Raw genomic sequence first — 21,137 nt, forward strand, 5'->3', positions numbered from 1 at the left:
ATTCATACGGCACCACCATTATCTCGTAATCGTGGATCTAACCATTGATGAATGATATCAACAATAAAATTACAAACTACAAATAGAATTGCCATGATAAGAATATAAGCTTGAATGACCGGATAATCACGGTTCATGATAGCTGCTATACATAAACGACCAAGTCCTGGCCACGAAAAGATATATTCGACGACAAAAGATCCTGCTATTAATTGCGGAATAGTCATGCCTAAGGCGGTGATAGTCGTATGCAGAGAATTAACTAACACATGTTTAACAATTATCGTTGTTTCTTTTAAACCACGGCTACGAGCATAAAACACCGAATAATTATGCATATTTTCCAACATATTATTACGGATAAAACGAATATAAGTTGAGATATAGACAAATGATAAGGTTAAGGTAGGTAAAATGAGATTTTGCCATGTTCCGTAACCGTTGGTTGGCAGTAAATCTAAATAATTGGCAAATAGCCAAATAAAGAGTAAACCTAACCAATAACTAGGCATTGCAGTACCCAAAAAGATAATAATTCGAACAATATGATCAAACGCTGAGTTGGCAAAGATGGCACATAAAACACCTAAAATTAAACTGATGATAAGTGTTAATGCAAATGCCGACATCGCTAAAATTAATGTTGGAATTAAACTGCGGATCATCTCATCCCAAACGAGTCTATCTCGATGAATAAATGAACGACCAAAATCAAGATGTAAAACATCATATAGCCAAATAAAATAGCGTTCTAAAAAAGGTTTATTCAATCCCAATTCTTGACGCATACTTTCAATAGCATCTGGTGTTGGCATGATTTCGTTTAAGCGTAATGCAACTTCTGCAGGATCGGATGGAGCTAAATTAATAAGAAAAAAAGCGATAAAAGAGATACCGAATAATATCGGTATCATCATCATTAAACGTTTAATAATATAATTTAACATTATTCGCCAATAATATTAGTTTATTAAAAATGCATTTTCTCAAATGGAATATCAAATTGAGAAGGGGCGAACTCAATTCCTTTTAGAGATTTAACCGCAATCGCACGATTACGCTCATAAGTCAGCGGAATATAAACCGCTTCATTATGCAAGGTTTCTAGCACATAACGGAATAGATCTTGTCGCTCTTTTTCATCAGTTGAAATTAATGCTTTACTAATACTCGCATCAATTTGTGGTTTTTCTTTCAAGCCTTGTTGCGCCATATAATCACCATAAACCGGTAATTTCATTCCTGATAAAAATGATTGCGGATCATATGGTGTTCCCCATGAAATATCGAATACCATATCAAAATCACCCGCTTTTTGGCGATCACGGTAACCTTGCTCTTCTTCACCATGAATATTAAGCTTTAATCCCACTTGCTCAAATTCGTCTTGCATATATTGTGCAATAGTTTTTTGAGAGGCAGTATTACTATCATAATAAAGAGTGATCTCAAACGGTTTACCATCTTTTTGGCGATAATCTTCACCTTTAACTTTTAGCCAGCCAGCTTTATCCAGTAACGTTTCAGCTAATTTTGTATCGTATACATATGGTTTTAAACCAATGTTGGCATAAGGAATATTGGTTGCCATCAACGTATCCGCTGGAGCTTCGCTATTATTGAATATACCTTCTGAGATATCTTTCTTACTGATAATATGTTCAATAGCTTGGCGGACATTAACATCACTCAATTGGCTTCTTGTAGTATTCATTAAAACAATTCGGCTGGAAACCGGTTTTGACATTAAGGTTTGAAACTTATCCATGCTAGAAAAACGCTCAAATGAATCCGCATCAACCATATTTTTACCATAAATCAGATCGATTTCACCTTTTTCAAGGGCCATTAGTCGACTTTGATTATCAGCGATTACTTTCATAGTTACTTTTTTCAGTAATGGCTTAGTTCCCCAATAAGTTGGATTAGCATTAAATACTGCATACTGATCTTTCTTATGATCACCTAAAACATATGGGCCGGTACCAATATAAGATTTCACACCATTTTTAGTTTCACCATCAATCATAGAATTTGGGGAAATAAATCGCATAGGGCGAGTGACGGCGATTTCAATCATGAACGGGTAGTAAGGCTCAGAAAGATTAACTTCAAGAGTATAATCATCTACTGCTTTGATCTCGGTTATTAAACGCACCATTTCTAACCAAGTATGACGAACTTTGTTGGATAACACGGCATCCCAATTTAGCTTGGCACTGTGCGCGTCAAATTTTGCTCCATCACTGAATGTGACATCTTTTCTTAATTTAAAGGTGTAAGTTTTACCTTCATTAGTGATAGTCCAGCTTTCTGCTAACCACGGAGAAAAAGTTCCATCTTCATTATAGTGAACTAATGATTCATACAACATATTTTGTGCCCACATTTCACCTGAATATAAATGTGGATTTAAATCACGAATATCACGAAAATTTGCGAAAGTAATATCATCTTTGGCTAAACAATTAAGGCTAAAGCAACTTAAGACCAAGACGATAAGTAATTTTTTTAAATGAGGAAAGTTAAAAGACATACCTATTCCATAAAATAATTATATTTTGGGGTAGCAACAATACAATAAATGATAATGATAATCAATATTGACTACGCAAATCGCTTAAAATATAAGCAAAATACTATGAATAAATTTTAAGCGACAAATAACTCTAAACTTTATAGGGTTATTTACTAAAATGGTAGCATATATTAAATAACTAGCAATGAAAAGATAAAATAATCAGACAATTATTATCAAATTGCTTTATAATGTTTACGATTATTCATTTTTTCGATTATTTAGGAATCATTACATGTCATTTGACTCTCTTGGCTTAGATGCCAAGATATTAAAAGCTATTGAAGAGCAACACTATACCGATCCCACTCCTATCCAACAACAAGCTATTCCAGTAATACTGTCAGGTAAAGATTTAATGGCTAGTGCCCAAACTGGTACCGGTAAAACTGCTGGTTTTGGTTTACCAATATTGCAAAAATTGCATCAAATGCAATTAAAAAATTCAGCTAACTCAGAACCAAGGAAAGGTAAACGCCCTTTATATGCCTTAATTTTAGCACCAACACGTGAGCTAGCAGCGCAAATCGGTGAAAATATTCGTGATTATAGCCGTTATTTAACTATTCGTTCATTAGTGGTATTTGGTGGTGTTAGTATCAATCCACAAATGATGAAACTTCGCGGTGGAGTGGATATTTTAATTGCCACTCCAGGACGATTATTAGATTTAGTGCACCAAAATGCTGTCGATCTTTCGCCGATAAAAATTTTAGTCTTGGATGAGGCCGATCGTATGTTAGATATGGGCTTTATTCATGACATCCGCCGCGTGATTGCTAAATTACCGAAAAAACGCCAAAATTTACTTTTTTCTGCCACCTTTTCTGACGAGATAAAAGAATTAGCGAATACCATCTTAAATTCGCCTGAATCGATTGCTGTGGCGAAAACCAATAGTGCATCTGAGCAAATTACACAATATGTGCATCGGGTGGATAAGCGTCGTAAGCGTGAATTGCTCTCTTATTTAATTGGCAAAAATCAATGGCAACAGGTGTTAATTTTTACGCGAACCAAGTATGGCGCTAACCATCTAGCGGAACAGTTAACCAAAGATGGAATTAAAGCATCAGCAATTCATGGTAATAAGAGTCAGGGCGCCAGAACGAAAGCGTTAGCTGATTTTAAGTCGGGACAAATACGTGCATTAGTCGCTACAGATATCGCCGCCAGAGGATTGGATATTGAGTTATTACCTTATGTTATTAATTATGAGCTGCCACAAGTAGCAGAAGATTATGTTCATCGAATTGGTCGAACAGGGCGAGCGCAAAATCAAGGTCAAGCTATATCGCTGGTTTGTATTGATGAACTTCCTCAATTAAAATCAATTGAGAAATTACTTAGAAAGCCGATTCCAGAAATTTTTACTCAAGGATTTGAAGTCGATCCTCGAATTAAAGCGGAGCCAGTCAAAAAAGCGCCAGCCAGACGAGCTCCAACAAAAAGAAGAAGTGCTGATAAATCTCGAACTTCTAAAAATCATCAGAATAGTATGAAGCAATCAAGCCATCATACACATTCTAAAACTAACTAAATTATTAAAAAGAAGAAGGATATTATTATGGCTAAGGTTAATCGCAGTCGTCGTTTAAGAAAAAAATTACATATTGAAGAATTTAAAGAGTTAGGTTTTACTGTAAGCTGGTCATTTGACGAAGGTACTAATGAAGAAACCATCGATAACGTTGTCGATCAATTTATCGTTGAAGCAATACAAGCTAATGGTTTGGCTTACGAAGGAAGTGGTTATTTGACTTGGAAGGGGATTATTTGTACTCAAAAATTAGGTAATTGTACTGAAGAGGACCGTGACAATGTCACTAAATGGCTTGAGAGTCATGGTTTAAAAAATGTTAAAACCAGCGCTTTAATCGATATTTGGTGGGATGAATTAGATTTTTAATTCTTTATAACCAGCCAATAAAAAAATGGCCACTTATGTGGCTATTTTTATTGCTTTTTATGCACCTTTATTCGATGCCTTGACTTCGCAAGTAATCTTCATAATTACCTGTATAATCAATCACTTTTTCTGGCGTGATTTCAATAATACGGCTAGCCAGTGAGCTGACAAATTCGCGGTCATGCGATACAAAAAATAACGTTCCTTGATAAAGCTCTAATGCCATATTTAATGATTCGATCGATTCCATATCAAGGTGATTGGTAGGTTCATCCATGACAATGATATTTGGTCGTTGCATCATCAATTTGCCAAACAGCATACGGCCTTTTTCACCACCAGATAGAACTTTAACTTGCTTTTTAATATCATCTTGTGAGAACAATAATCGACCTAAAATACTTCGTACCGCTTGTTCATCATCATTAGGTTGTTTCCATTGACTCATCCATTCAAATACAGTTAAGTCCTGTTCAAACTCATATTCATGATCTTGCGCATAATAACCAATATTGGCATTTTCTGACCATTTTATATCACCTTGTTCTGGCGTTAATTCATTCATCAATGTTTTGAGTAGGGTAGTTTTACCGATACCGTTAGTCCCTAAAATTGCTACTTTTTCGCCAACTTCGACCATGAGATTAAGATTTTTAAATAAAGGACCATTGTCGAAACCTTTAGTGAGGTTTTCTACCACTAGTGCATTACGAAATAGTTTTTTATCTTGCTCAAAGCGAATAAATGGATTTTGTCGGCTGGATGCCTTGACTTCTTCCAATTTTATTTTTTCAATTTGTCTCGCTCGTGATGTTGCTTGTTTTGATTTAGCGGCATTAGCGCTAAAGCGACTGACGAAGGATTGTAATTCACTTATTTGTGCTTTCTTTTTCGCATTATCAGCTAATAAACGTTCTCTTGCTTGAGTAGCGGCAGTCATATAATCATCATAATTGCCAGGATAAATACGAAGTTCACCATAATCCATATCAGCCATATGGGTACAGACCATATTAAGGAAATGGCGATCGTGCGATATAATAATCATGGTGCTTTCACGTTCATTTAAGGTATCTTCCAACCAACGGATAGTATCAATATCTAAGTTATTGGTTGGTTCGTCGAGTAATAAAATATCCGGATTTGAAAATAGCGCTTGGGCTAATAATACCCGTAGTTTCCAACCTGGAGCAATTTCACTCATTAGGCCATAATGTTGTTCGATAGGAATACCAACTCCAAGCAATAATTCACCAGCTCTGGCCTCCGCACTATAACCATCCATTTCGGCATATTGGGTCTCTAAATCAGCGACTTTAAAACCGTCTTCCTCACTCATTTCTGCTAACGAGTAAATGCGATCACGTTCTTGCTTGATTTGCCATAATTCTGTATGTCCCATAATTACGGTATCGAGAACAGTAAACTCCTCGAAAGCAAATTGATCTTGGCGTAATTTACCCAATCTTTCATGTGGATCAAGCGATACATTGCCTGAAGTTGGCACTAAATCGCCACCAATAATTTTCATAAAAGTTGATTTACCACTCCCATTGGCGCCAATTAATCCATAACGATTACCATTACCAAATTTGACGGAAATATTTTCAAATAGTGGCTTACTGCCGAATTGCATTGTGATATTGCTTGTTGTTAACACTGATAATTACTCTCGAATTGATTTGCAACTAAACCATAAAACTCTTTATGAGATTTAAAGTAACTGGCAAAAATGTGATTTAGCTCACATTATGCCATAATAATGACCTTTTTAGCAGTTTAGTTGTTAATTTTGTACTTAAAAAGTTTTGTTCGGCAAAATTTTTCACCATTGGTAAACATTTGGTTTTAATTATTGTTTACATTATTAAAACGAATTGTTACCATGCCTGACTTTTTATTTTCGGTACAAATTTGCTATGTATTACCTTATTTTTGTCACCATTGTTTGGTCGTTTTCATTTAGTTTTATTGCGGTTTATTTAAGTGGTCAAGTTGATACTTGGTTTGCGGTAGTCATGCGCGTTTTGCTGGCTTTTATTACCTTTATTCCTTTTTTACGTTTTAAAAATGTCTCTGTAAAGCAGATGTTGCTTTTGATGGGAGTAGGTGCATGCCAATTAGGAATTATGTACTTCTTTTATTACAACTCATTCCAATATATTTCGGTGCCAGAGGTTTTATTATTTACCATTTCAACACCAATTTATGTCACTATTATTTATGATTTACTGCAAGGGCATCGACTAAGACTTAATTATTTATTAACGGCCATTATAGCGGTCATTGGTGCGGCAATTATCCGTTATGACCACATCAGTCGTGATTTTATCATTGGCTTTTTATTAATTCAGGGTGCCAATATCGTCTTTGCTTTAGGACAAGTCGGTTATAAACGTATTATGGAACTCTATCCATTATCGCAACATCAAGCTTTTGCTTGGGTCTATTTTGGCGCAATAGTTGTAGCAACTATTGGTTGGTTATTATTTGGTAATGCTGACAAACTGCCTACCACTCAATTACAGTGGGGGATTATTATTTGGTTAGGTGTTGTGGCTTCGGGATTATGTTATTTCTTATGGAATTTAGGCGCGACTAAAGTCGATTCTGGTACACTGGCGATTATGAATAATTTGGTTATTCCGGCTGGTATTTTAGTTAATGTTGTTATTTGGCACCAATCAATAGATTGGGGGCGATTCACTATTGGTAGTGCAGTTATTGTTTTTGCCTTGATTTTACACCACAAATTCAAAAATTTTGCGGTGAAATAAGTTAATCTTAAGCAAAAGGTAACTGTAACATTATTGATAGAATTAACGGTGTTGTTATCGATGACAACGCCGTTGATATCAATAAGCTAGATGCGATAGGTCCTTGTAAAACCTCAAACTGTCTTGCCATCATATAGCAATTTATGGCTATTGATACGGAACTTAATAATACAATAACTTGTAGCTCTAAAAGAGGTAATCCTAACAATTTACCTAGAATATAAGTCGCAATTGGTAACACAAATAGCTTGATAATACAGATTGCTATAGTAATATGGAGATCATTACGAATTTTATATTCAGCCAGTCCCATACCTAATACTATTAATGATAGCGGTGCGGTCATATCACTGACCATTTTGGTCGATTTCTCGATAAATATAGGTAAAGGTATACCAGAGTAATTAACCGCTATACCGACAAATATGCCGATGATGATTGGATTTTTCGATACATTTTTAAAGGCTTTGATAAACCCTTTGCTTGATAGTTTACCCATTTGCACAAATTCAATGGATACTGTTGCTAAAGTCCATAAAATTAAAGCATTAAATATTACGATAATGGCGACTATAGGAATCGCTTTTTCACCCAATAACATATTGATAATTGGAATACCAACAAATACGGTATTTGTGTAAATTCCACCCATAGCAAACATGGTACTTTCAGAACCATTAAGTTTAAAAAATTTAACCGCAATAAAGCAACTCAAGGCAAAAACAATAAATGAGCCACCAAAAAATACTAATAAAAGATTAATATCGATTTCTGAATGTTCAGAAAAGTGGCTCATAATTTGAAAGAGCATAATTGGGAAAGCAATATAAAAAGTGAATTTAGTTACACTATCGGTTACCGTTTTTTGCCAACGGCCCATTTTTACAGCAATATAACCTAACAAAATTAAGATAAATAAAGGTAAGGTGGTTAAAAACTGCTGCCATAATGTGATTAGAAATTCCATCTTAATATATCTTTCTATGCATGTTTTCTGGTGAAGTACCATTCTAATTCAGTTGAGCGATTAGAATCAAATTGATAGCCATCTAAATTAAAACTTTTAATATCATTATAATTATTAATGTTATTTTTTATAATAAATCGACTCATTAATCCGCGTGCTTTTTTGGCGTAAAAGCTGATCACTTTATAATCATCTTTGGTTTTATCTAAAAAAATCGGTTGAATAATTTTGCCATTTAAGTGTTTAACTTGTATCGCTTTAAAGTATTCATTAGAGGCTAAATTAATTAAAGTTGGTTGAGATGATTTTGCTAACTCTTCATTGAGTTTATCGGTTAAGCTTTCTCCCCAAAATTGGTAAAGATTAGTATTGTTACCATTTTTTAACCGAATACCCATTTCTAAACGGTAAGGTTGAATTAAATCTAGTGGCCTTAATAAGCCATATAACCCAGACAGAATACGTAAATGTGATTGCGCAAATTGCAAGTCACTAGCAGTAAAATCTTCAACATGTAGACCTTCGTATACATCGCCTTTAAAAGCTAGGATCGCTTGTCTGGCATTTTGTAAATTAAAATCAGGATGCCAATTCTGGAATCTTTCATAATTGACTGCCGCAAGTTTGGGGCTGATAGACATTAATTTAGCTAAATCATCGCTAGTTAGCTTTTTACAAACAGTAATAAGTTGTTTTGTTGCCTCTAAACATTCGGGTAGGGTATGGGTTGTAGAGATTAATGGACTTTGATAGTCAAGGGTTTTGGCTGGAGAGATGATAGTTAGCATAAAGAGTGTTACCTATTGTGTTTTGTGCGAATAGGGTTTATTTTACCTGTAATCTTAGCAAATAAGGAGAATAAATATGAATAGTACCAAAAAAGAAATCCATGATATTCGATCTTGGGCAAATATTCGTGAAACCTCTATTGAAATTGCCGAGGCTATTTTTGAACTCGCTAATGATGATGAAAAATTAGCAGAACAAATTTGGGAAGAAGGTAGCGATGAAGTGTTACAACGCGCCTTCGCTAAAACTAAAGCTAATAAGCTCTTTTGGGGCGAACAGACCATTGAACGTAAAAACGTTTAATATGTATTATAAATCAATAATTTAACTAAATTTAGTGTTATCAATAGGATTGTAGAGTTTTGTGAAAATAATAAAATTAATGACTATATTTATTATTTTTATGCCACTACAGGTTTTTGCTAATTCAAAATATGCTGATTTAAATCAGTACGAATTGCGCATCTACTGTAGTGGCGAGCCTTCAGAAAGAGCCATGACTGAATGTTTAGAAAAAATTTTTTATATTAGTCAAGCGGAATTAGATAAATCGCAAAAGAAATTTTTCAATGCACTTGATAATTGGTTTGAAGATAAAGAATACATCGTAATTGCCAAAACTAGATTGAAAAAATCTAACCAAGAATTTATTAAATATCGCAATCTGCAGTGTGATTTTGCACGTTCGTTAGGTGGTGGAGCAATTGATAATGCGCTAGATATGATGAAATTTTCTTGCCTTGCTGAACTAAATTTTCAACGAGCAAAACAACTAGATCTTTATCTTAAATAAATTAAAGTACAAGATGAAATCCTTATTTAAATTATTGTATTGATTTTTGAGATATAAACATTTTGGTTTTAACCTACTGTTATAAATGAATTAATTATTATAGTTACTATTATAATAATTTTTCTATCTCTTATAGCAAAATAAAATTATCAATAGTTATTCTCAGTATATAATAAAATTTTAAATGACAATTTGATCTTGATATGAAATTAACTTTTTTAGGGACAAGTGCCGGTTCACCAACCGCAGAACGTAATGTAAGTAGTGTTATGCTTGATCTCCGACAAGAACGAGGGCGATTATGGCTGTTTGATAGTGGTGAAGCAACGCAAATGCAAATGCAAAAGGCCAATTTTAGTTTAGCCAAATTGGAGATGATATTTTTGACTCATTTACATGGTGATCATCTATTTGGTTTACCGGGGGTGTTGACAACTCGTTCATTAATGCAAAATCAATCGGCATTAACGTTAGTTGGACCTAAAGGTATTAAACAATTTATTCAAACAGTGATTGAAATTAGTTCTTCATGGCTTACTTACCCTTTAAATATTATTGAACTTGAACAAGATAGCTTAGTGTTTGAAGATAATAAATTTCGCGTCGACGCCAAATTATTACAACATCGAGTGCCTTGTTTTGGTTATCGTATTGTTGAAAAGGATCTTCCTGCAACGCTGGATATTGATAAATTAAAAAAAGATAACATCCAAATAGGTTCACATTATGCTCATTTAAAAGAAGGTTTAACCGTTACTTTAGAAGATGGTAGAACAATTAATGGTAAGGATTATCAAGGCGATATTAAGCAAGGCAAAAAAGTAGCTATTTTGGGTGATACCATCCCTTGTCAAGCATCCATTGATTTAGCTGAAAACGTCGATTTATTAGTGCATGAGGCCACTCAAGAGCAAGCTCTTGAGGCAAAAGCCATTGAACGTGGGCACTCAACGACAATACACGCTGCCAATATAGCTAAGCAAGCTAATGCTAAACGGTTAATCATAACGCATATTAGCCCTAGATATAGTATTCAAGATAATCAAAAACTGGTTAATGAAGCAAGGAGCATCTTTGCTAATACTGAAATTGCTACTGATTTTGCTACTTTTCAAGTTTAATCAATCACGCCGACTTTGTCGGCTATTACTAATAAAACTAATCAAAGCCAAAACTATAACTATAACTATAACTATAACTATAACAATAATTAAAACATGACTTTTCTTGTATATTTTTACTAAATCAAGATGACCATATTTGTAAAAAATATTGAGGAGTCTATACCGTCTTAAGATTAAAATGATTCATTAATATCATTTAGTATCACTATTTACAGAAAATTTTTATTTATGATTGTAGTGGTTAGATAACTTTATAAATAAATTTTATTAAGTGATAAATGTAGGATGAAAAAGTAAGTTTTTGTAAAAAATATTGAGAAGTCTATACTGTCTTAATATAAAAATAATGAATTATTGTGCTTTAATAGCATTAAGCTGATTCGCCGACTTTGCCGGCGAATGTACTTTTTATAAACAAAAATCTTTAATTAAATTTTCAATGGTTAATTTGGTTGGTTTTAAGAAATCCATTGAAATAAATTCATCTGGTTGATGAGCTTGCTCAATTGAGCCTGGCCCTAATACAATGGTTGGGGCGATTTGATTTAAATATGGCGCTTCAGTACTGTAGTTAACAGTTTGCGCGGTGTGACCAACCAGTTTTTCGATATGATTTAATGCTGGATGATCTTTTTTACATTCATAGCCCGGTATTGGTGATACCTCATATTCGATGGAAACTCGATTAGGATATTGGTCCATAACGGGTTGTAATGCTTCACAAAGGGCATTATAAAGTGAGTCAATATCGTTATCTGGTAAAACCCGAATATCAATAATCAATTCACAACAGCCACAAATACGATTAGCTGCATCACCACCATGAATAACACCAAGATTCATGGTTGGATAAGGTACGCTAAAGCCATCATTATGATATTGTTGTTTGAATTTTTGCTTCAAAATAAGTAATCTTTCAATCACTAAATGCATGATTTCGATAGCATTAATACCTTTGTCTGGATCACTTGAATGGCCTGACTTACCAATAACTCTAATTGAATTAGATATAAATCCTTTATGAGCACGAATAGGAATCAATGAGGTAGGTTCGCCGATAATTGTGCAGTCTGGTTGTAGTTGCGTTTGTTGGGCAAAAAATGAAGCGCCAGCCATTGATGTCTCTTCGTCTGCGGTCGCTAATACATAAATTGGTTTGGTTAATGTTTTAAGATCGATATCACGCAACGCATCTAATATAAATGCAAAAAATCCTTTCATATCTGCAGTGCCTAGCCCATAGAGTTTATTATTTTCTTCGGTTAACTTAAATGGATCTTTGCTCCATTGTCCATCATCAAAAGGCACTGTATCACTATGACCACTTAATAATAGGCCGCCTTGAGTTTTATTGTCACTATTGGAATAGGTGGCTAACATGTTAAATTTATTACGAGTATTTGGTACAGGTTGAATGTCAATTGTAAAGCCTAAATCAGCAAACCATTGGGCTAATTTATCAATTAGTGGTTTATTAGAATAATCTAATTTTTCATTGGTTACATTACTGATAGTTGGAGTGGATATTAATTCATTATAAATTGTCAAAAAAGAAGGAAGAGCCATAAAATCACCTTTATTAAATAAGTCCGCTGGGAAAAATATATTTAATTACTATATTTCCTTACAACACTGCTAGCAATAGTTTGTTGCTATTTTGTTAGACGGTTATTGATTAGCAACTAATTGTTTTATCTTTGAATATTTCGCTACTATTATAGTTAAAGATAGGCTAAATATTATTTGTCATTATTGATATAATAACTTATTTTAAAGCTACTCAAAGTAAAAAATTATTATCAATCACTAATAAGGAAATAGACAGTGAAGATTAAATCATTATGTTTTATTGGTTTACTCATGCCATTTTTCGCAAATGCCCAAAATCCATCATTTGATGATGATTTTAGTCATTTATTAAAAAGCTTTACCCAATGTGATAAGACTTTTTTTTCAGATTTAAATAAAAAAATATATCGTAATTATTTTCCAATCGTAAATTTACCAAATGGTTATAGCAAATTTGTCACTAAATCAAATAATAATCCTAAAAAAAGTAGACTTACATTTGATCCACCCATTATCTTTAATGGTTTAAAAATCGAAAGTTTTGATCAGTCCCAATATATTTACAATGAACATCTGAAGTACTATTTTTGGGGATTTAACACCGATAATACCTTTGAAGAGATTAAAAGTGCGTTACCATGGGTTGATTGGCAAATATCGGCTGATGGTACGCTTGATGTTGCCAATGCGTTATTTTATAAAGATGGTGTTTGGTCTGACAATAAACATGTATTAACCAATGACTCTCCAGTAAGAGGCACTGCTGAAAATTTATTGTTTCTTGAATATGATAGGTTTAGTGGCAAAGTCATGATTCAATGTTCAGTTCAAGGTGATATTCCATTAAAAGAATTAAAACGGTTTAGACCGGATTTATGATCTTTTTCAAGATAATCGTTTAACATTTATAAGATAACTCCAAATTAATTTTATATTGATTTGGAGTTTAGTTTTTTTTATTAACCTTTTTCCATTGACTAAATCAATAATATATTAAAATAATTTTCAATTAAATTAATTGGATATTCATTTTTTTTTGCTTTTCTTTATAAATCATCATCTACGTTTATTGTGATCTCTATTTAAAATTATAAATGACCTTTTTTAGCTTTTACTGCGTTTGTATTGCGAGCTGATGTTATTTATAAAAGACATTTGCTATGATGATCATATTGAAAATAAATCGCTTCTAACTATTAAATTTTTCGTTAAGTTATATTTTAGATTTGTCACTTTAGAATAAGGTGTTATTCATGAAACAAATAAACAAAAAATGGATTGTTATTGCAGTTGTAGTTGTTATTATTGGTTTTATTTTGTGGCAGCAATTTAAGCCTGATGGCTATGGTGCTGATTTTACTAGTGGCAACGGACGTATCGAAGCTACTGAAATCAATATCTCTACCAAATTAGCCGGTAGAATTGAAAAGATTAATGTTGAAGAGGGCGATTTTGTCACTGCAGGCCAACCGCTAGTCATTATGCAAACTGATACGTTACAAGCACAATTAAATGAAGCCCAAGCTCAACATCGACAAGCTATGAGTAATGAAGCGACATCAAAAGCACAAGTAGCTTTAAAAATGAGTGATAAAGTTGCTGCTTTAGCTGGTGTTACACAAAGAGAAAGTGACTTAGATATAGCCAATAAGCATTTACAACGTACTGCTGCACTTTATCAAAAAGGAGCGATTTCAGTACAACAATTTGATGATGATACTGCTAAAGTAAATAGTGCCAAAGCTGCATTAGATTCAGCTAAATCACAAGTTACCGCTGCTGATGCAGCGATTGAAGCTGCTCAAGCTGGCGTAGAAAGTGCTAAATCAGCGATAAATGTAGCGTTAGCGAATATTAATCAAATTCAAGCTGATATTAATGATAGTACCTTAACCGCTCCTGTTGATGGCCGTATTCAATATCGTATAGCACAACCTGGTGAAGTGTTACCTTCTGGTGGTAAAGTGTTAAATCTAGTCAATCTATCCGATGTCTATTTGACTTTCTTTTTACCAGAAACAATTGCGGGGAAAGTGGGTATTGGTGATGAAGTTAGACTAGTGTTGGATGCTCTTCCAGATAAAGCTATTTCAGCCAAAGTTTCGTTTGTATCTAGTGTGGCACAATTTACGCCTAAAACAGTTGAAACTAAAGATGAACGTCAAAAATTGATGTTTAGAGTTAAAGCACAATTAAGCCCAGAATTGTTAAGATGTTATATTACTCATGTTAAAACCGGTCTTCCTGGCGTTGCATGGGTTAGACTTGATCCTAATACGGAGTGGCCTTCAGGTTTATCTGATGTTGCAAAATGCCAAACAAAATAATTGGAGATAGCATATGTCAGAATCGGATAAAAAGGATTTGAGGTTACTTGCTGAAGGTAAAACCATTGAAGATGCAGTTGTCAATGTCAGTAATGTAACATTACATTATAAAAAAACTTGTGCACTCAAGGATGTCAGTATTGCTATCCCACCAAGATGTATGGTGGGATTGATTGGTCCCGATGGAGTGGGTAAATCTAGTCTATTATCTTTGATAGCCGGCGCGCATGTCATCCAAGAGGGATTAGTTTACGTTTTAGATGGGGATATGAAAGATAAGTCACATCGTCAAAACGTATGTACCCGTATTGCTTATATGCCACAAGGATTAGGTAAAAACCTTTATCCTACACTGTCAGTCGAAGAAAATTTACAATTTTTTGCCCGTCTATTTGGTAATAATGCCGCCGAAAGACGGCGACGTATTGATGAGTTAACTAAAAGCACTGGTTTATATCCTTTTCTATCTCGGCCTGCGGGTCGTCTTTCTGGCGGAATGAAACAAAAGGTAAGTTTATGTTCGGCTTTGATTCATGATCCTGATTTACTTATTCTTGATGAACCAACAACCGGTGTTGATCCGCTCTCTCGTGCACAATTTTGGCAACTAATTAATAAAATCCGTGAGCAACGTCCACAAATGAGTGTTATTGTTGCTACCGCTTATATGGATGAAGCGCAAAATTTTGATTGGTTAGTAGCAATGTATGGCGGTAAGATCCTCGAAACAGGTACACCACAAGCACTGTTAGCCAAAACAGGGAAAGATAATTTAGATGATGCTTTTATTCAATTAATGCCCGAAGATGCTAGGGAAGGTTATCAAGCTGTTGAAATCCCACCATTAGATTTAAATCAAGATTTAAAAGTTGCAATCGAAGCAAAAGGATTAACTAAGCAATTTGGCGATTTTATTGCGGTTGATCATGTTAATTTTTCCATAAAACAAGGTGAGATTTTTGGTTTTTTAGGATCAAATGGTTGCGGTAAATCAACCACCATGAAGATGTTAACCGGTCTATTACCAATTTCGTCAGGTGAAGCGTGGTTATTTGGTAAACCGGTTGATGCCAGTGATATTAATGTAAGACGCCATTTAGGTTATATGTCGCAGGCGTTCTCACTTTACAGTGAATTGACGGTTGAGCAAAACCTTGTGTTACATGCTCGTTTATTTGGTATTGAAGAAAGTAAAATACCGGCAAGAGTTGAGGAGTTAGTTAAGCGTTTTGGTCTGGAAAATGAATTGAAAAGTTTGCCAGATAGTCTACCGTTAGGTGTTAAGCAAAGACTTTCTTTATCGGTTGCTGTGGTGCATAATCCTGAAATTCTTATTCTCGATGAACCTACCTCTGGGGTCGATCCGATTGCTCGTGATGACTTTTGGCGTTTAATTATTGAACTATCGCGAAAAGATAAAGTCACCGTATTTATCACTACCCACTTTATGAATGAAGCGGCGCGTTGTGATAGGATTTCGTTAATGCATGCTGGTAAAGTTTTAGCTAGTGATACGCCAGATAATATCATTAATTCTAAAGATGCGAAAACCCTTGAAGAGGCCTTTATTCGATATTTAGTTGATGCCGGAGCAGATGATACTCATAGCGATGAAAAAATCAGTGAAGAGCCGAAAACTGTTCCGAATAAACCAGTTCAGACAGGTAATCAACATCTACAAGGATTTAGTCTAACTCGTTTGATTGGTTGTCTATGGCGTGAAACACTTGAGTTATCTCGAGATCCATTGCGCGCTTTATTGGCACTATTAGGTTCAGCGATCTTAATGTTGGTGATGGGCTATGGTATCACGATGGATGTTGAGGATTTAAATTTTGCAGTATTAGATCGTGATCAAACGATCACCAGCCAAAATTATATTACTAATCTATCTGGTTCTAAGCGTTATTTTATCGAGAAACCGCCAATCATTGATTATGATGATATGGACCATAGGATGAGAAGTAATGAGATAGCGTTGGCTATTGAAATTCCCCCTAATTTTGGTCGTGATATTCAACGCGGTGACCCAGTTAATATCGGTATCTGGATTGATGGAGCCATGCCGTTACGTGCCGACACGATTAAAGGATATGTACAAGGTATGCACCTTTCGTGGTTAAGTGACAAAATAAAAACCACTACCGGCACCGCATCTAGCTCATTGGCAAATATTGAGACCCGCTATCGTTATAATCCGGATATTAAAAGTTTGCAAGCGATGGTGCCAGCGGTCATTCCTATTTTACTCTTAATGATTCCGTCAATGTTAGCAGCATTATCCGTAGTGCGTGAAAAAGAGATGGGATCAATAATTAACTTATATGTAACGCCTGTTACTCGAACTGAGTTTTTATTAGGTAAACAGGTTCCTTATATTGTTATTTCGATGCTTAGCTTTTTATTGCTGTTGCTTATGGCGGTTACGATATTTGGTGTACCGATAAAAGGCAGTTTGCTAACTTTATGTTTAGCTGGATTAGCTTATTGTATCATTGCTACTGGCTTTGGTTTACTTGCTTCGACGGTAACACGTAGTCAAATTGCGGTTATCTTTTTAACCTGTGTTGGTACCATGTTACCGGCGATACAGTTTTCGGGGTTACTCAATCCAGTAGCATCATTAGAAGGGAGTGGGCGATATATTGGTGAAGTCTATCCAACTACCCATATGCTTATTATTGCTCGAGGTGTTTTCAATAAGGCATTAGGATTTTTTGATTTACATAACTCGATATTTACCTTACTAATTACTATTCCGATTATACTTGGTGCAAGTATATTCCTCCTCAAGAAACAAGAAGGATAGATATTATGCAAAGTTTTATTAATATTTATCGCTTAGGTATTAAAGAGTTATGGGGATTGATTCGTGATCCAATCATGTTATTGTTAATCGCCTACTGCTTTACGCTGGATATTTATACCGCCGCTACCGCAACTTCAGATTCACTTCATCATGCTTCAATTGCGGTGGTTGATGAAGATGATTCGCCTTTATCAAGGCAAATTATCGCAGCGTTTTATCCGCCAATGTTTAATAAGCCAGTTAAATTAAATTCAATGGATGAAGTTGATCGCGGAATGGATACCGATAGTTATACTTTTGCATTAAATATACCACCTAATTTTCAACGTGATGTGTTAAATAACCAAAGTCCAGAAATTCAACTGAATATTGATGCAACCCGAATGGGGCAGGCTTTTGTAGGTAATGGTTATATTACGCAAATTGTCACCAGCGAAATAACTAAATACTTTAATCAAATTGATAAACCAACCAGTTTGCCAGTTAATATTGAGGTTCATGCGGCCTTTAACCCTAATTTAACCCGTTCTTGGTTTGGTTCTGTCATGGAGATTATCAATATTGTTACCACGTTGTCGATTATTTTAACCGGTGCGGCGTTAATGAAAGAGCGTGAGCATGGTACTATTGATCACTTGTTGTCAATGCCTGTGACACCATTTCAAATCATGATTTCTAAAGTTTGGTCTATGGGGCTGGTGGTATTAGTTTCGACTTGGGGTGCACTGTTAGTCGTTGTTCATGGTTGGTTAAATGTGCCAATTGAGGGCTCGATTACCTTATTTTTAATAGGTGCAGCGCTACATTTATTCGTGACAACGTCACTCGGTATCTTTATGGCGACGGTGGCTAAATCAACCGCACAATTTGCGATGCTATTTATTTTGATCCTTCTACCGTTACAGATGCTTTCAGGTGGTAGTACGCCAAGAGAAAGTATGCCGGAAGTGGTGCAAAATATTATGTTATTTGCGCCAACCACTCATTTTGTCGAATTAGGACAGGCAATTTTATATCGAGGAGCTGGTTTAAGTGTGGTTTGGACCTCGTATGCGTGGTTATTAGGAATTGGTAGTGTATTTTTCCTTATTGCACTGAAACGCTTTCGTAGCTCAATTGTTAATATGGGCTCTTAATTTTATGAATAATAAAAGTGCAAAAATTAACTTTATTTGCACTTAATAATTTAAATTATTAAAGTTTTTTATGAAAAAGATTCATTTACTAAAATATAGTATCGCAATTGTAGCTGTTATTACTGTTCCTTTTGCACAGGCTATGACGCTTGATGAAGTTTTCGGTGAAATTGATAATAAGGCGGCTGAATTTATAGCCACCTATAATCAAGAACATCATACTAATTTACATACACTTGAAGCAAATAGAAAATTTTACGCATCTAACTGCCTTTTACCATTAAAGGTAAAGTGGCATAAAATACGCTTAGGCTTAAAAAATCTTCCTCATAAATATGGGCTTTCAATTTCTTGTGAAAAATCTATTAATAGTGATTATAGAAAATGGGATGTATATGTTGATGTAAGAAATGAACAAGGTAATTCAATTCAATCGATTGATTAAATTATTATCTTAGCGGTTAACCCGTTATCTATTTTACCAAAGGTAACTCATCCCAACGAGTCGTATATCGTTGGCTAAGTCGCTCTCGCTTGATTTGCCATGCAGCAGTTTGTCTGATACCACCTAAGTGAATAGTATTTTTTCCCATTTTCTGATTGATGTCATCTATGGTTTTCATTAATTGTTCACTTTTGTGTTTTTCAGTTGCTGATGTTTCAGCAGTAAATAAATCCGATTGACAATAATTATCTTTAGTTTTTAAATCAAGTAACATCACACCGGATTTCATAAATAAGAAACCCGGTTTATAAATGGATTGTAACCCTTTTTGGGCCGCATGAATAATAACTCTTGAATCATCGGTCGCCGATAATAATGGCACCACAACTGACGGATTATATTGAGGTAATTCTGGTCGAAATCGGTTGGTTTTTAAAAAGATCAATACGGCATTGACAACTGATTTTTGCTTTCTTAGTTTCTCTGCACCACGACTTGCATGTACTCGAATTGCTTCTTGTATATCAAATAGATCATTGGTTAAATGACCAAAACTACGTGATGTCATAATATTTTTTTTAGCGGTATGCAGGTCATCTAATTCAATACAACTAATACCACGGAGTTCAAGCACGGTACGTTCAAGGACAACTGAAAAAGACTGTCTAATTTGTTTTAAATTTGTTTGGTGCAAATCCCAAGCGGTGTGAATGCCTAATACTTTTAACCGTTGAGCAATTCGCCAACCAACTCCCCATATATCTTCAACCGAAAATTGTTTTAAGGTGGTTGCTATCTCCTCTTGATTAGTAGGAAAACAATAAACACCCTGATGAATAGGGTATTTTTTGGCGATATGATTAGCTAACTTTGCTAGGGTGCGAGTTGCGGCAATCCCGATACTGACTGGGATACCTGTATCACGTTTTACTATTGCTTTTAAATTTTGACAATGATTTAAAGCATGGCTAAACCCGTTTAGATGAATGAAAGCTTCATCGATCGAATAGAGTTCGATATCCGCAGCATAATGACGAACGGTATCAAATACTCGCTGACTCATATCACCATAAAGTTCATAATTAGAGCTTAATAAGGTAATTTTTTTTTGAATATGGGAGGGGATTTGATAGGCCGGCATGCCCATAGCAACTGACGGTTTGAGTTCATTAGAGCGTGCTATTACACAACCATCATTATTTGAAAGAATACCAATTGGTTTTCCTTCTAATTTTGGATTAAATACCCGCTCACAAGATGCGTAAAAATTATTACAATCAATTAAGCCAATCATGAGTGTCCTCGTTTACGTAGGGAATGAATGGTATGTATTACCACTCCCCAAATATGCACGTCTTTGCCGACTAATGAAATCGGTGGGTAAAGTTTATTGCCAGACAATAAATGATGTTCGCCATTAATAAAACTTAAACATTTACAGGTTAATTCACCATCCACAGCAGCAACAACAATATCATCTATTTTCGGTTGTAAAGATCGGTCGACAACAAGGAGATCACCACTATAAATGCCATAATCAATCATCGAGTCACCAATCGCTTTAATATAGTAAGTTGCACTAGGATGCTTCACTAAATGACTAGTTAGATCCAGTTTTGTTTCTAAATAATCATCAGCAGGAGATGGAAATCCAGCTCTTACTGGTGTATCAACTAAAGGTAAATAAGCAGTGAGCGAACTATTAGCTTGCCCAAGGACAACACAATATTTATTCAAGAAAAGACTCCGAAAAATTAATAAAAACGAATAGTGCTGGATAATTCGTATTAAAAAACAATATATGTATAAATATACAGTATAAAATTCTTAATTCAATAAAAATGAGTGTAAAAAAATAAAAATAGATGATTAAAATAGGTATTAAATTACTATCGATAAGTGATATTCACTGAT

Annotated in this window: 19 protein-coding genes; 11 read left to right on the plus strand and 8 right to left on the minus strand. The window is 34.7% G+C overall.

Annotated features, from left to right (window positions below; genetic code table 11):
• Positions 1-2: 2 nt before the first annotated feature.
• Together opp1B and nikA are read right to left on the minus strand one after the other, a co-directional pair.
• Positions 3-947, minus strand: a complete 945-nt coding sequence (gene opp1B / locus H3U96_RS00685; RefSeq protein ID WP_034903040.1) for a nickel/cobalt ABC transporter permease — start codon at positions 945-947, stop codon at positions 3-5.
• Between the two features lie 23 nt (positions 948-970).
• Complete coding sequence (gene nikA / locus H3U96_RS00690; protein WP_065612909.1) at positions 971-2,536, minus strand: nickel ABC transporter substrate-binding protein; 1,566 nt, start codon at positions 2,534-2,536, stop codon at positions 971-973.
• A 277-nt stretch (positions 2,537-2,813) separates the two neighbouring features.
• On the opposite strand from nikA, the gene rhlE reads away from it, so the two are divergent.
• Together rhlE and H3U96_RS00700 are read left to right on the plus strand one after the other, a co-directional pair.
• Positions 2,814-4,118 (plus strand): ATP-dependent RNA helicase RhlE, encoded by a 1,305-nt coding sequence (rhlE, locus tag H3U96_RS00695; RefSeq protein ID WP_198195290.1) that lies wholly within the window; start codon positions 2,814-2,816, stop codon positions 4,116-4,118.
• Positions 4,119-4,145: 27 nt separating this feature from the next.
• Positions 4,146-4,487, plus strand: a complete 342-nt coding sequence (locus tag H3U96_RS00700) for a YggL family protein (RefSeq protein WP_065651175.1) — start codon at positions 4,146-4,148, stop codon at positions 4,485-4,487.
• 67 nt (positions 4,488-4,554) lie between these two features.
• Here the strand turns inward: H3U96_RS00700 and H3U96_RS00705 are convergent, their stop codons facing one another.
• A complete protein-coding gene (locus H3U96_RS00705) occupies positions 4,555-6,147 on the minus strand; it encodes an ABC-F family ATPase (RefSeq protein WP_065651174.1) in 1,593 nt (530 codons plus the stop codon).
• A 259-nt stretch (positions 6,148-6,406) separates the two neighbouring features.
• Here H3U96_RS00705 and H3U96_RS00710 point away from each other — a divergent pair, with 259 nt between their 5' ends.
• Positions 6,407-7,264 carry a carboxylate/amino acid/amine transporter gene (locus tag H3U96_RS00710; RefSeq protein ID WP_198195291.1) on the plus strand — a complete coding sequence of 286 codons (858 nt, stop codon included), beginning with the start codon at positions 6,407-6,409 and terminating at the stop codon, positions 7,262-7,264.
• A 7-nt stretch (positions 7,265-7,271) separates the two neighbouring features.
• Here the strand turns inward: H3U96_RS00710 and H3U96_RS00715 are convergent, their stop codons facing one another.
• Positions 7,272-8,231, minus strand: a complete 960-nt coding sequence (locus tag H3U96_RS00715; RefSeq protein ID WP_065578813.1) for an AEC family transporter — start codon at positions 8,229-8,231, stop codon at positions 7,272-7,274.
• A gap of 14 nt (positions 8,232-8,245) precedes the next feature.
• Entirely contained in the window at positions 8,246-9,019 is a 774-nt protein-coding gene (gene yaaA, locus H3U96_RS00720) for a peroxide stress protein YaaA (protein WP_086360994.1), read from the minus strand.
• 76 nt (positions 9,020-9,095) lie between these two features.
• On the opposite strand from yaaA, the gene H3U96_RS00725 reads away from it, so the two are divergent.
• The 3 genes from H3U96_RS00725 to rnz all read left to right on the plus strand — a co-directional run bounded on the left by H3U96_RS00725 (position 9,096) and on the right by rnz (position 10,934).
• Entirely contained in the window at positions 9,096-9,323 is a 228-nt protein-coding gene (locus H3U96_RS00725; protein WP_065578811.1) for a YccJ family protein, read from the plus strand.
• Between the two features lie 61 nt (positions 9,324-9,384).
• Complete coding sequence (locus tag H3U96_RS00730; RefSeq protein WP_198195292.1) at positions 9,385-9,813, plus strand: lysozyme inhibitor LprI family protein; 429 nt, start codon at positions 9,385-9,387, stop codon at positions 9,811-9,813.
• A gap of 203 nt (positions 9,814-10,016) precedes the next feature.
• Positions 10,017-10,934, plus strand: a complete 918-nt coding sequence (gene rnz, locus H3U96_RS00735) for a ribonuclease Z (protein WP_086320651.1) — start codon at positions 10,017-10,019, stop codon at positions 10,932-10,934.
• A 411-nt stretch (positions 10,935-11,345) separates the two neighbouring features.
• On the opposite strand, the gene argE is transcribed toward rnz, so the two are convergent.
• Positions 11,346-12,503, minus strand: a complete 1,158-nt coding sequence (argE, locus tag H3U96_RS00740; RefSeq protein ID WP_086320650.1) for an acetylornithine deacetylase — start codon at positions 12,501-12,503, stop codon at positions 11,346-11,348.
• Between the two features lie 258 nt (positions 12,504-12,761).
• Here argE and H3U96_RS00745 point away from each other — a divergent pair, with 258 nt between their 5' ends.
• From H3U96_RS00745 to H3U96_RS00765, 5 genes are all read left to right on the plus strand, one after another.
• Positions 12,762-13,385, plus strand: a complete 624-nt coding sequence (locus H3U96_RS00745; protein ID WP_065578808.1) for a hypothetical protein — start codon at positions 12,762-12,764, stop codon at positions 13,383-13,385.
• A gap of 374 nt (positions 13,386-13,759) precedes the next feature.
• Positions 13,760-14,833: an HlyD family secretion protein gene (locus H3U96_RS00750; RefSeq protein ID WP_198195293.1), complete on the plus strand. Its 1,074-nt coding sequence runs from the start codon at positions 13,760-13,762 to the stop codon at positions 14,831-14,833.
• A 13-nt stretch (positions 14,834-14,846) separates the two neighbouring features.
• A complete protein-coding gene (rbbA, locus tag H3U96_RS00755; protein ID WP_198195294.1) occupies positions 14,847-17,642 on the plus strand; it encodes a ribosome-associated ATPase/putative transporter RbbA in 2,796 nt (931 codons plus the stop codon).
• A 5-nt stretch (positions 17,643-17,647) separates the two neighbouring features.
• Complete coding sequence (locus H3U96_RS00760; RefSeq protein WP_065578805.1) at positions 17,648-18,778, plus strand: ABC transporter permease; 1,131 nt, start codon at positions 17,648-17,650, stop codon at positions 18,776-18,778.
• A gap of 70 nt (positions 18,779-18,848) precedes the next feature.
• Complete coding sequence (locus H3U96_RS00765) at positions 18,849-19,223, plus strand: hypothetical protein (RefSeq protein ID WP_198192069.1); 375 nt, start codon at positions 18,849-18,851, stop codon at positions 19,221-19,223.
• Positions 19,224-19,251: 28 nt separating this feature from the next.
• Here H3U96_RS00765 and H3U96_RS00770 read toward each other — a convergent pair whose 3' ends face one another.
• Positions 19,252-20,517, minus strand: coding sequence for a Y-family DNA polymerase (locus H3U96_RS00770; protein ID WP_198195295.1), 1,266 nt, complete (start codon positions 20,515-20,517; stop codon positions 19,252-19,254).
• A complete protein-coding gene (locus H3U96_RS00775; RefSeq protein WP_173795332.1) occupies positions 20,514-20,960 on the minus strand; it encodes a LexA family transcriptional regulator in 447 nt (148 codons plus the stop codon). The genes H3U96_RS00770 and H3U96_RS00775 overlap by 4 nt, the downstream gene beginning before the upstream one ends.
• Positions 20,961-21,137: the final 177 nt, after the last annotated feature.

The organism is Gilliamella sp. M0364 (assembly GCF_016100565.1).
GTDB classification, from domain to species: domain Bacteria; phylum Pseudomonadota; class Gammaproteobacteria; order Enterobacterales; family Orbaceae; genus Gilliamella; species Gilliamella apis.

Coding starts and splice junctions, on each gene's coding strand:
- opp1B (WP_034903040.1), bottom strand. CDS start 947: ATGTTAAATTATATTATTAAACGTTTAATGATGATGATACCGATATTA.
- nikA (WP_065612909.1), bottom strand. CDS start 2,536: ATGTCTTTTAACTTTCCTCATTTAAAAAAATTACTTATCGTCTTGGTC.
- rhlE (WP_198195290.1), top strand. CDS start 2,814: ATGTCATTTGACTCTCTTGGCTTAGATGCCAAGATATTAAAAGCTATT.
- H3U96_RS00700 (WP_065651175.1), top strand. CDS start 4,146: ATGGCTAAGGTTAATCGCAGTCGTCGTTTAAGAAAAAAATTACATATT.
- H3U96_RS00710 (WP_198195291.1), top strand. CDS start 6,407: ATGTATTACCTTATTTTTGTCACCATTGTTTGGTCGTTTTCATTTAGT.
- H3U96_RS00715 (WP_065578813.1), bottom strand. CDS start 8,231: ATGGAATTTCTAATCACATTATGGCAGCAGTTTTTAACCACCTTACCT.
- yaaA (WP_086360994.1), bottom strand. CDS start 9,019: ATGCTAACTATCATCTCTCCAGCCAAAACCCTTGACTATCAAAGTCCA.
- H3U96_RS00725 (WP_065578811.1), top strand. CDS start 9,096: ATGAATAGTACCAAAAAAGAAATCCATGATATTCGATCTTGGGCAAAT.
- rnz (WP_086320651.1), top strand. CDS start 10,017: ATGAAATTAACTTTTTTAGGGACAAGTGCCGGTTCACCAACCGCAGAA.
- argE (WP_086320650.1), bottom strand. CDS start 12,503: ATGGCTCTTCCTTCTTTTTTGACAATTTATAATGAATTAATATCCACT.
- H3U96_RS00750 (WP_198195293.1), top strand. CDS start 13,760: ATGAAACAAATAAACAAAAAATGGATTGTTATTGCAGTTGTAGTTGTT.
- rbbA (WP_198195294.1), top strand. CDS start 14,847: ATGTCAGAATCGGATAAAAAGGATTTGAGGTTACTTGCTGAAGGTAAA.
- H3U96_RS00760 (WP_065578805.1), top strand. CDS start 17,648: ATGCAAAGTTTTATTAATATTTATCGCTTAGGTATTAAAGAGTTATGG.
- H3U96_RS00765 (WP_198192069.1), top strand. CDS start 18,849: ATGAAAAAGATTCATTTACTAAAATATAGTATCGCAATTGTAGCTGTT.
- H3U96_RS00770 (WP_198195295.1), bottom strand. CDS start 20,517: ATGATTGGCTTAATTGATTGTAATAATTTTTACGCATCTTGTGAGCGG.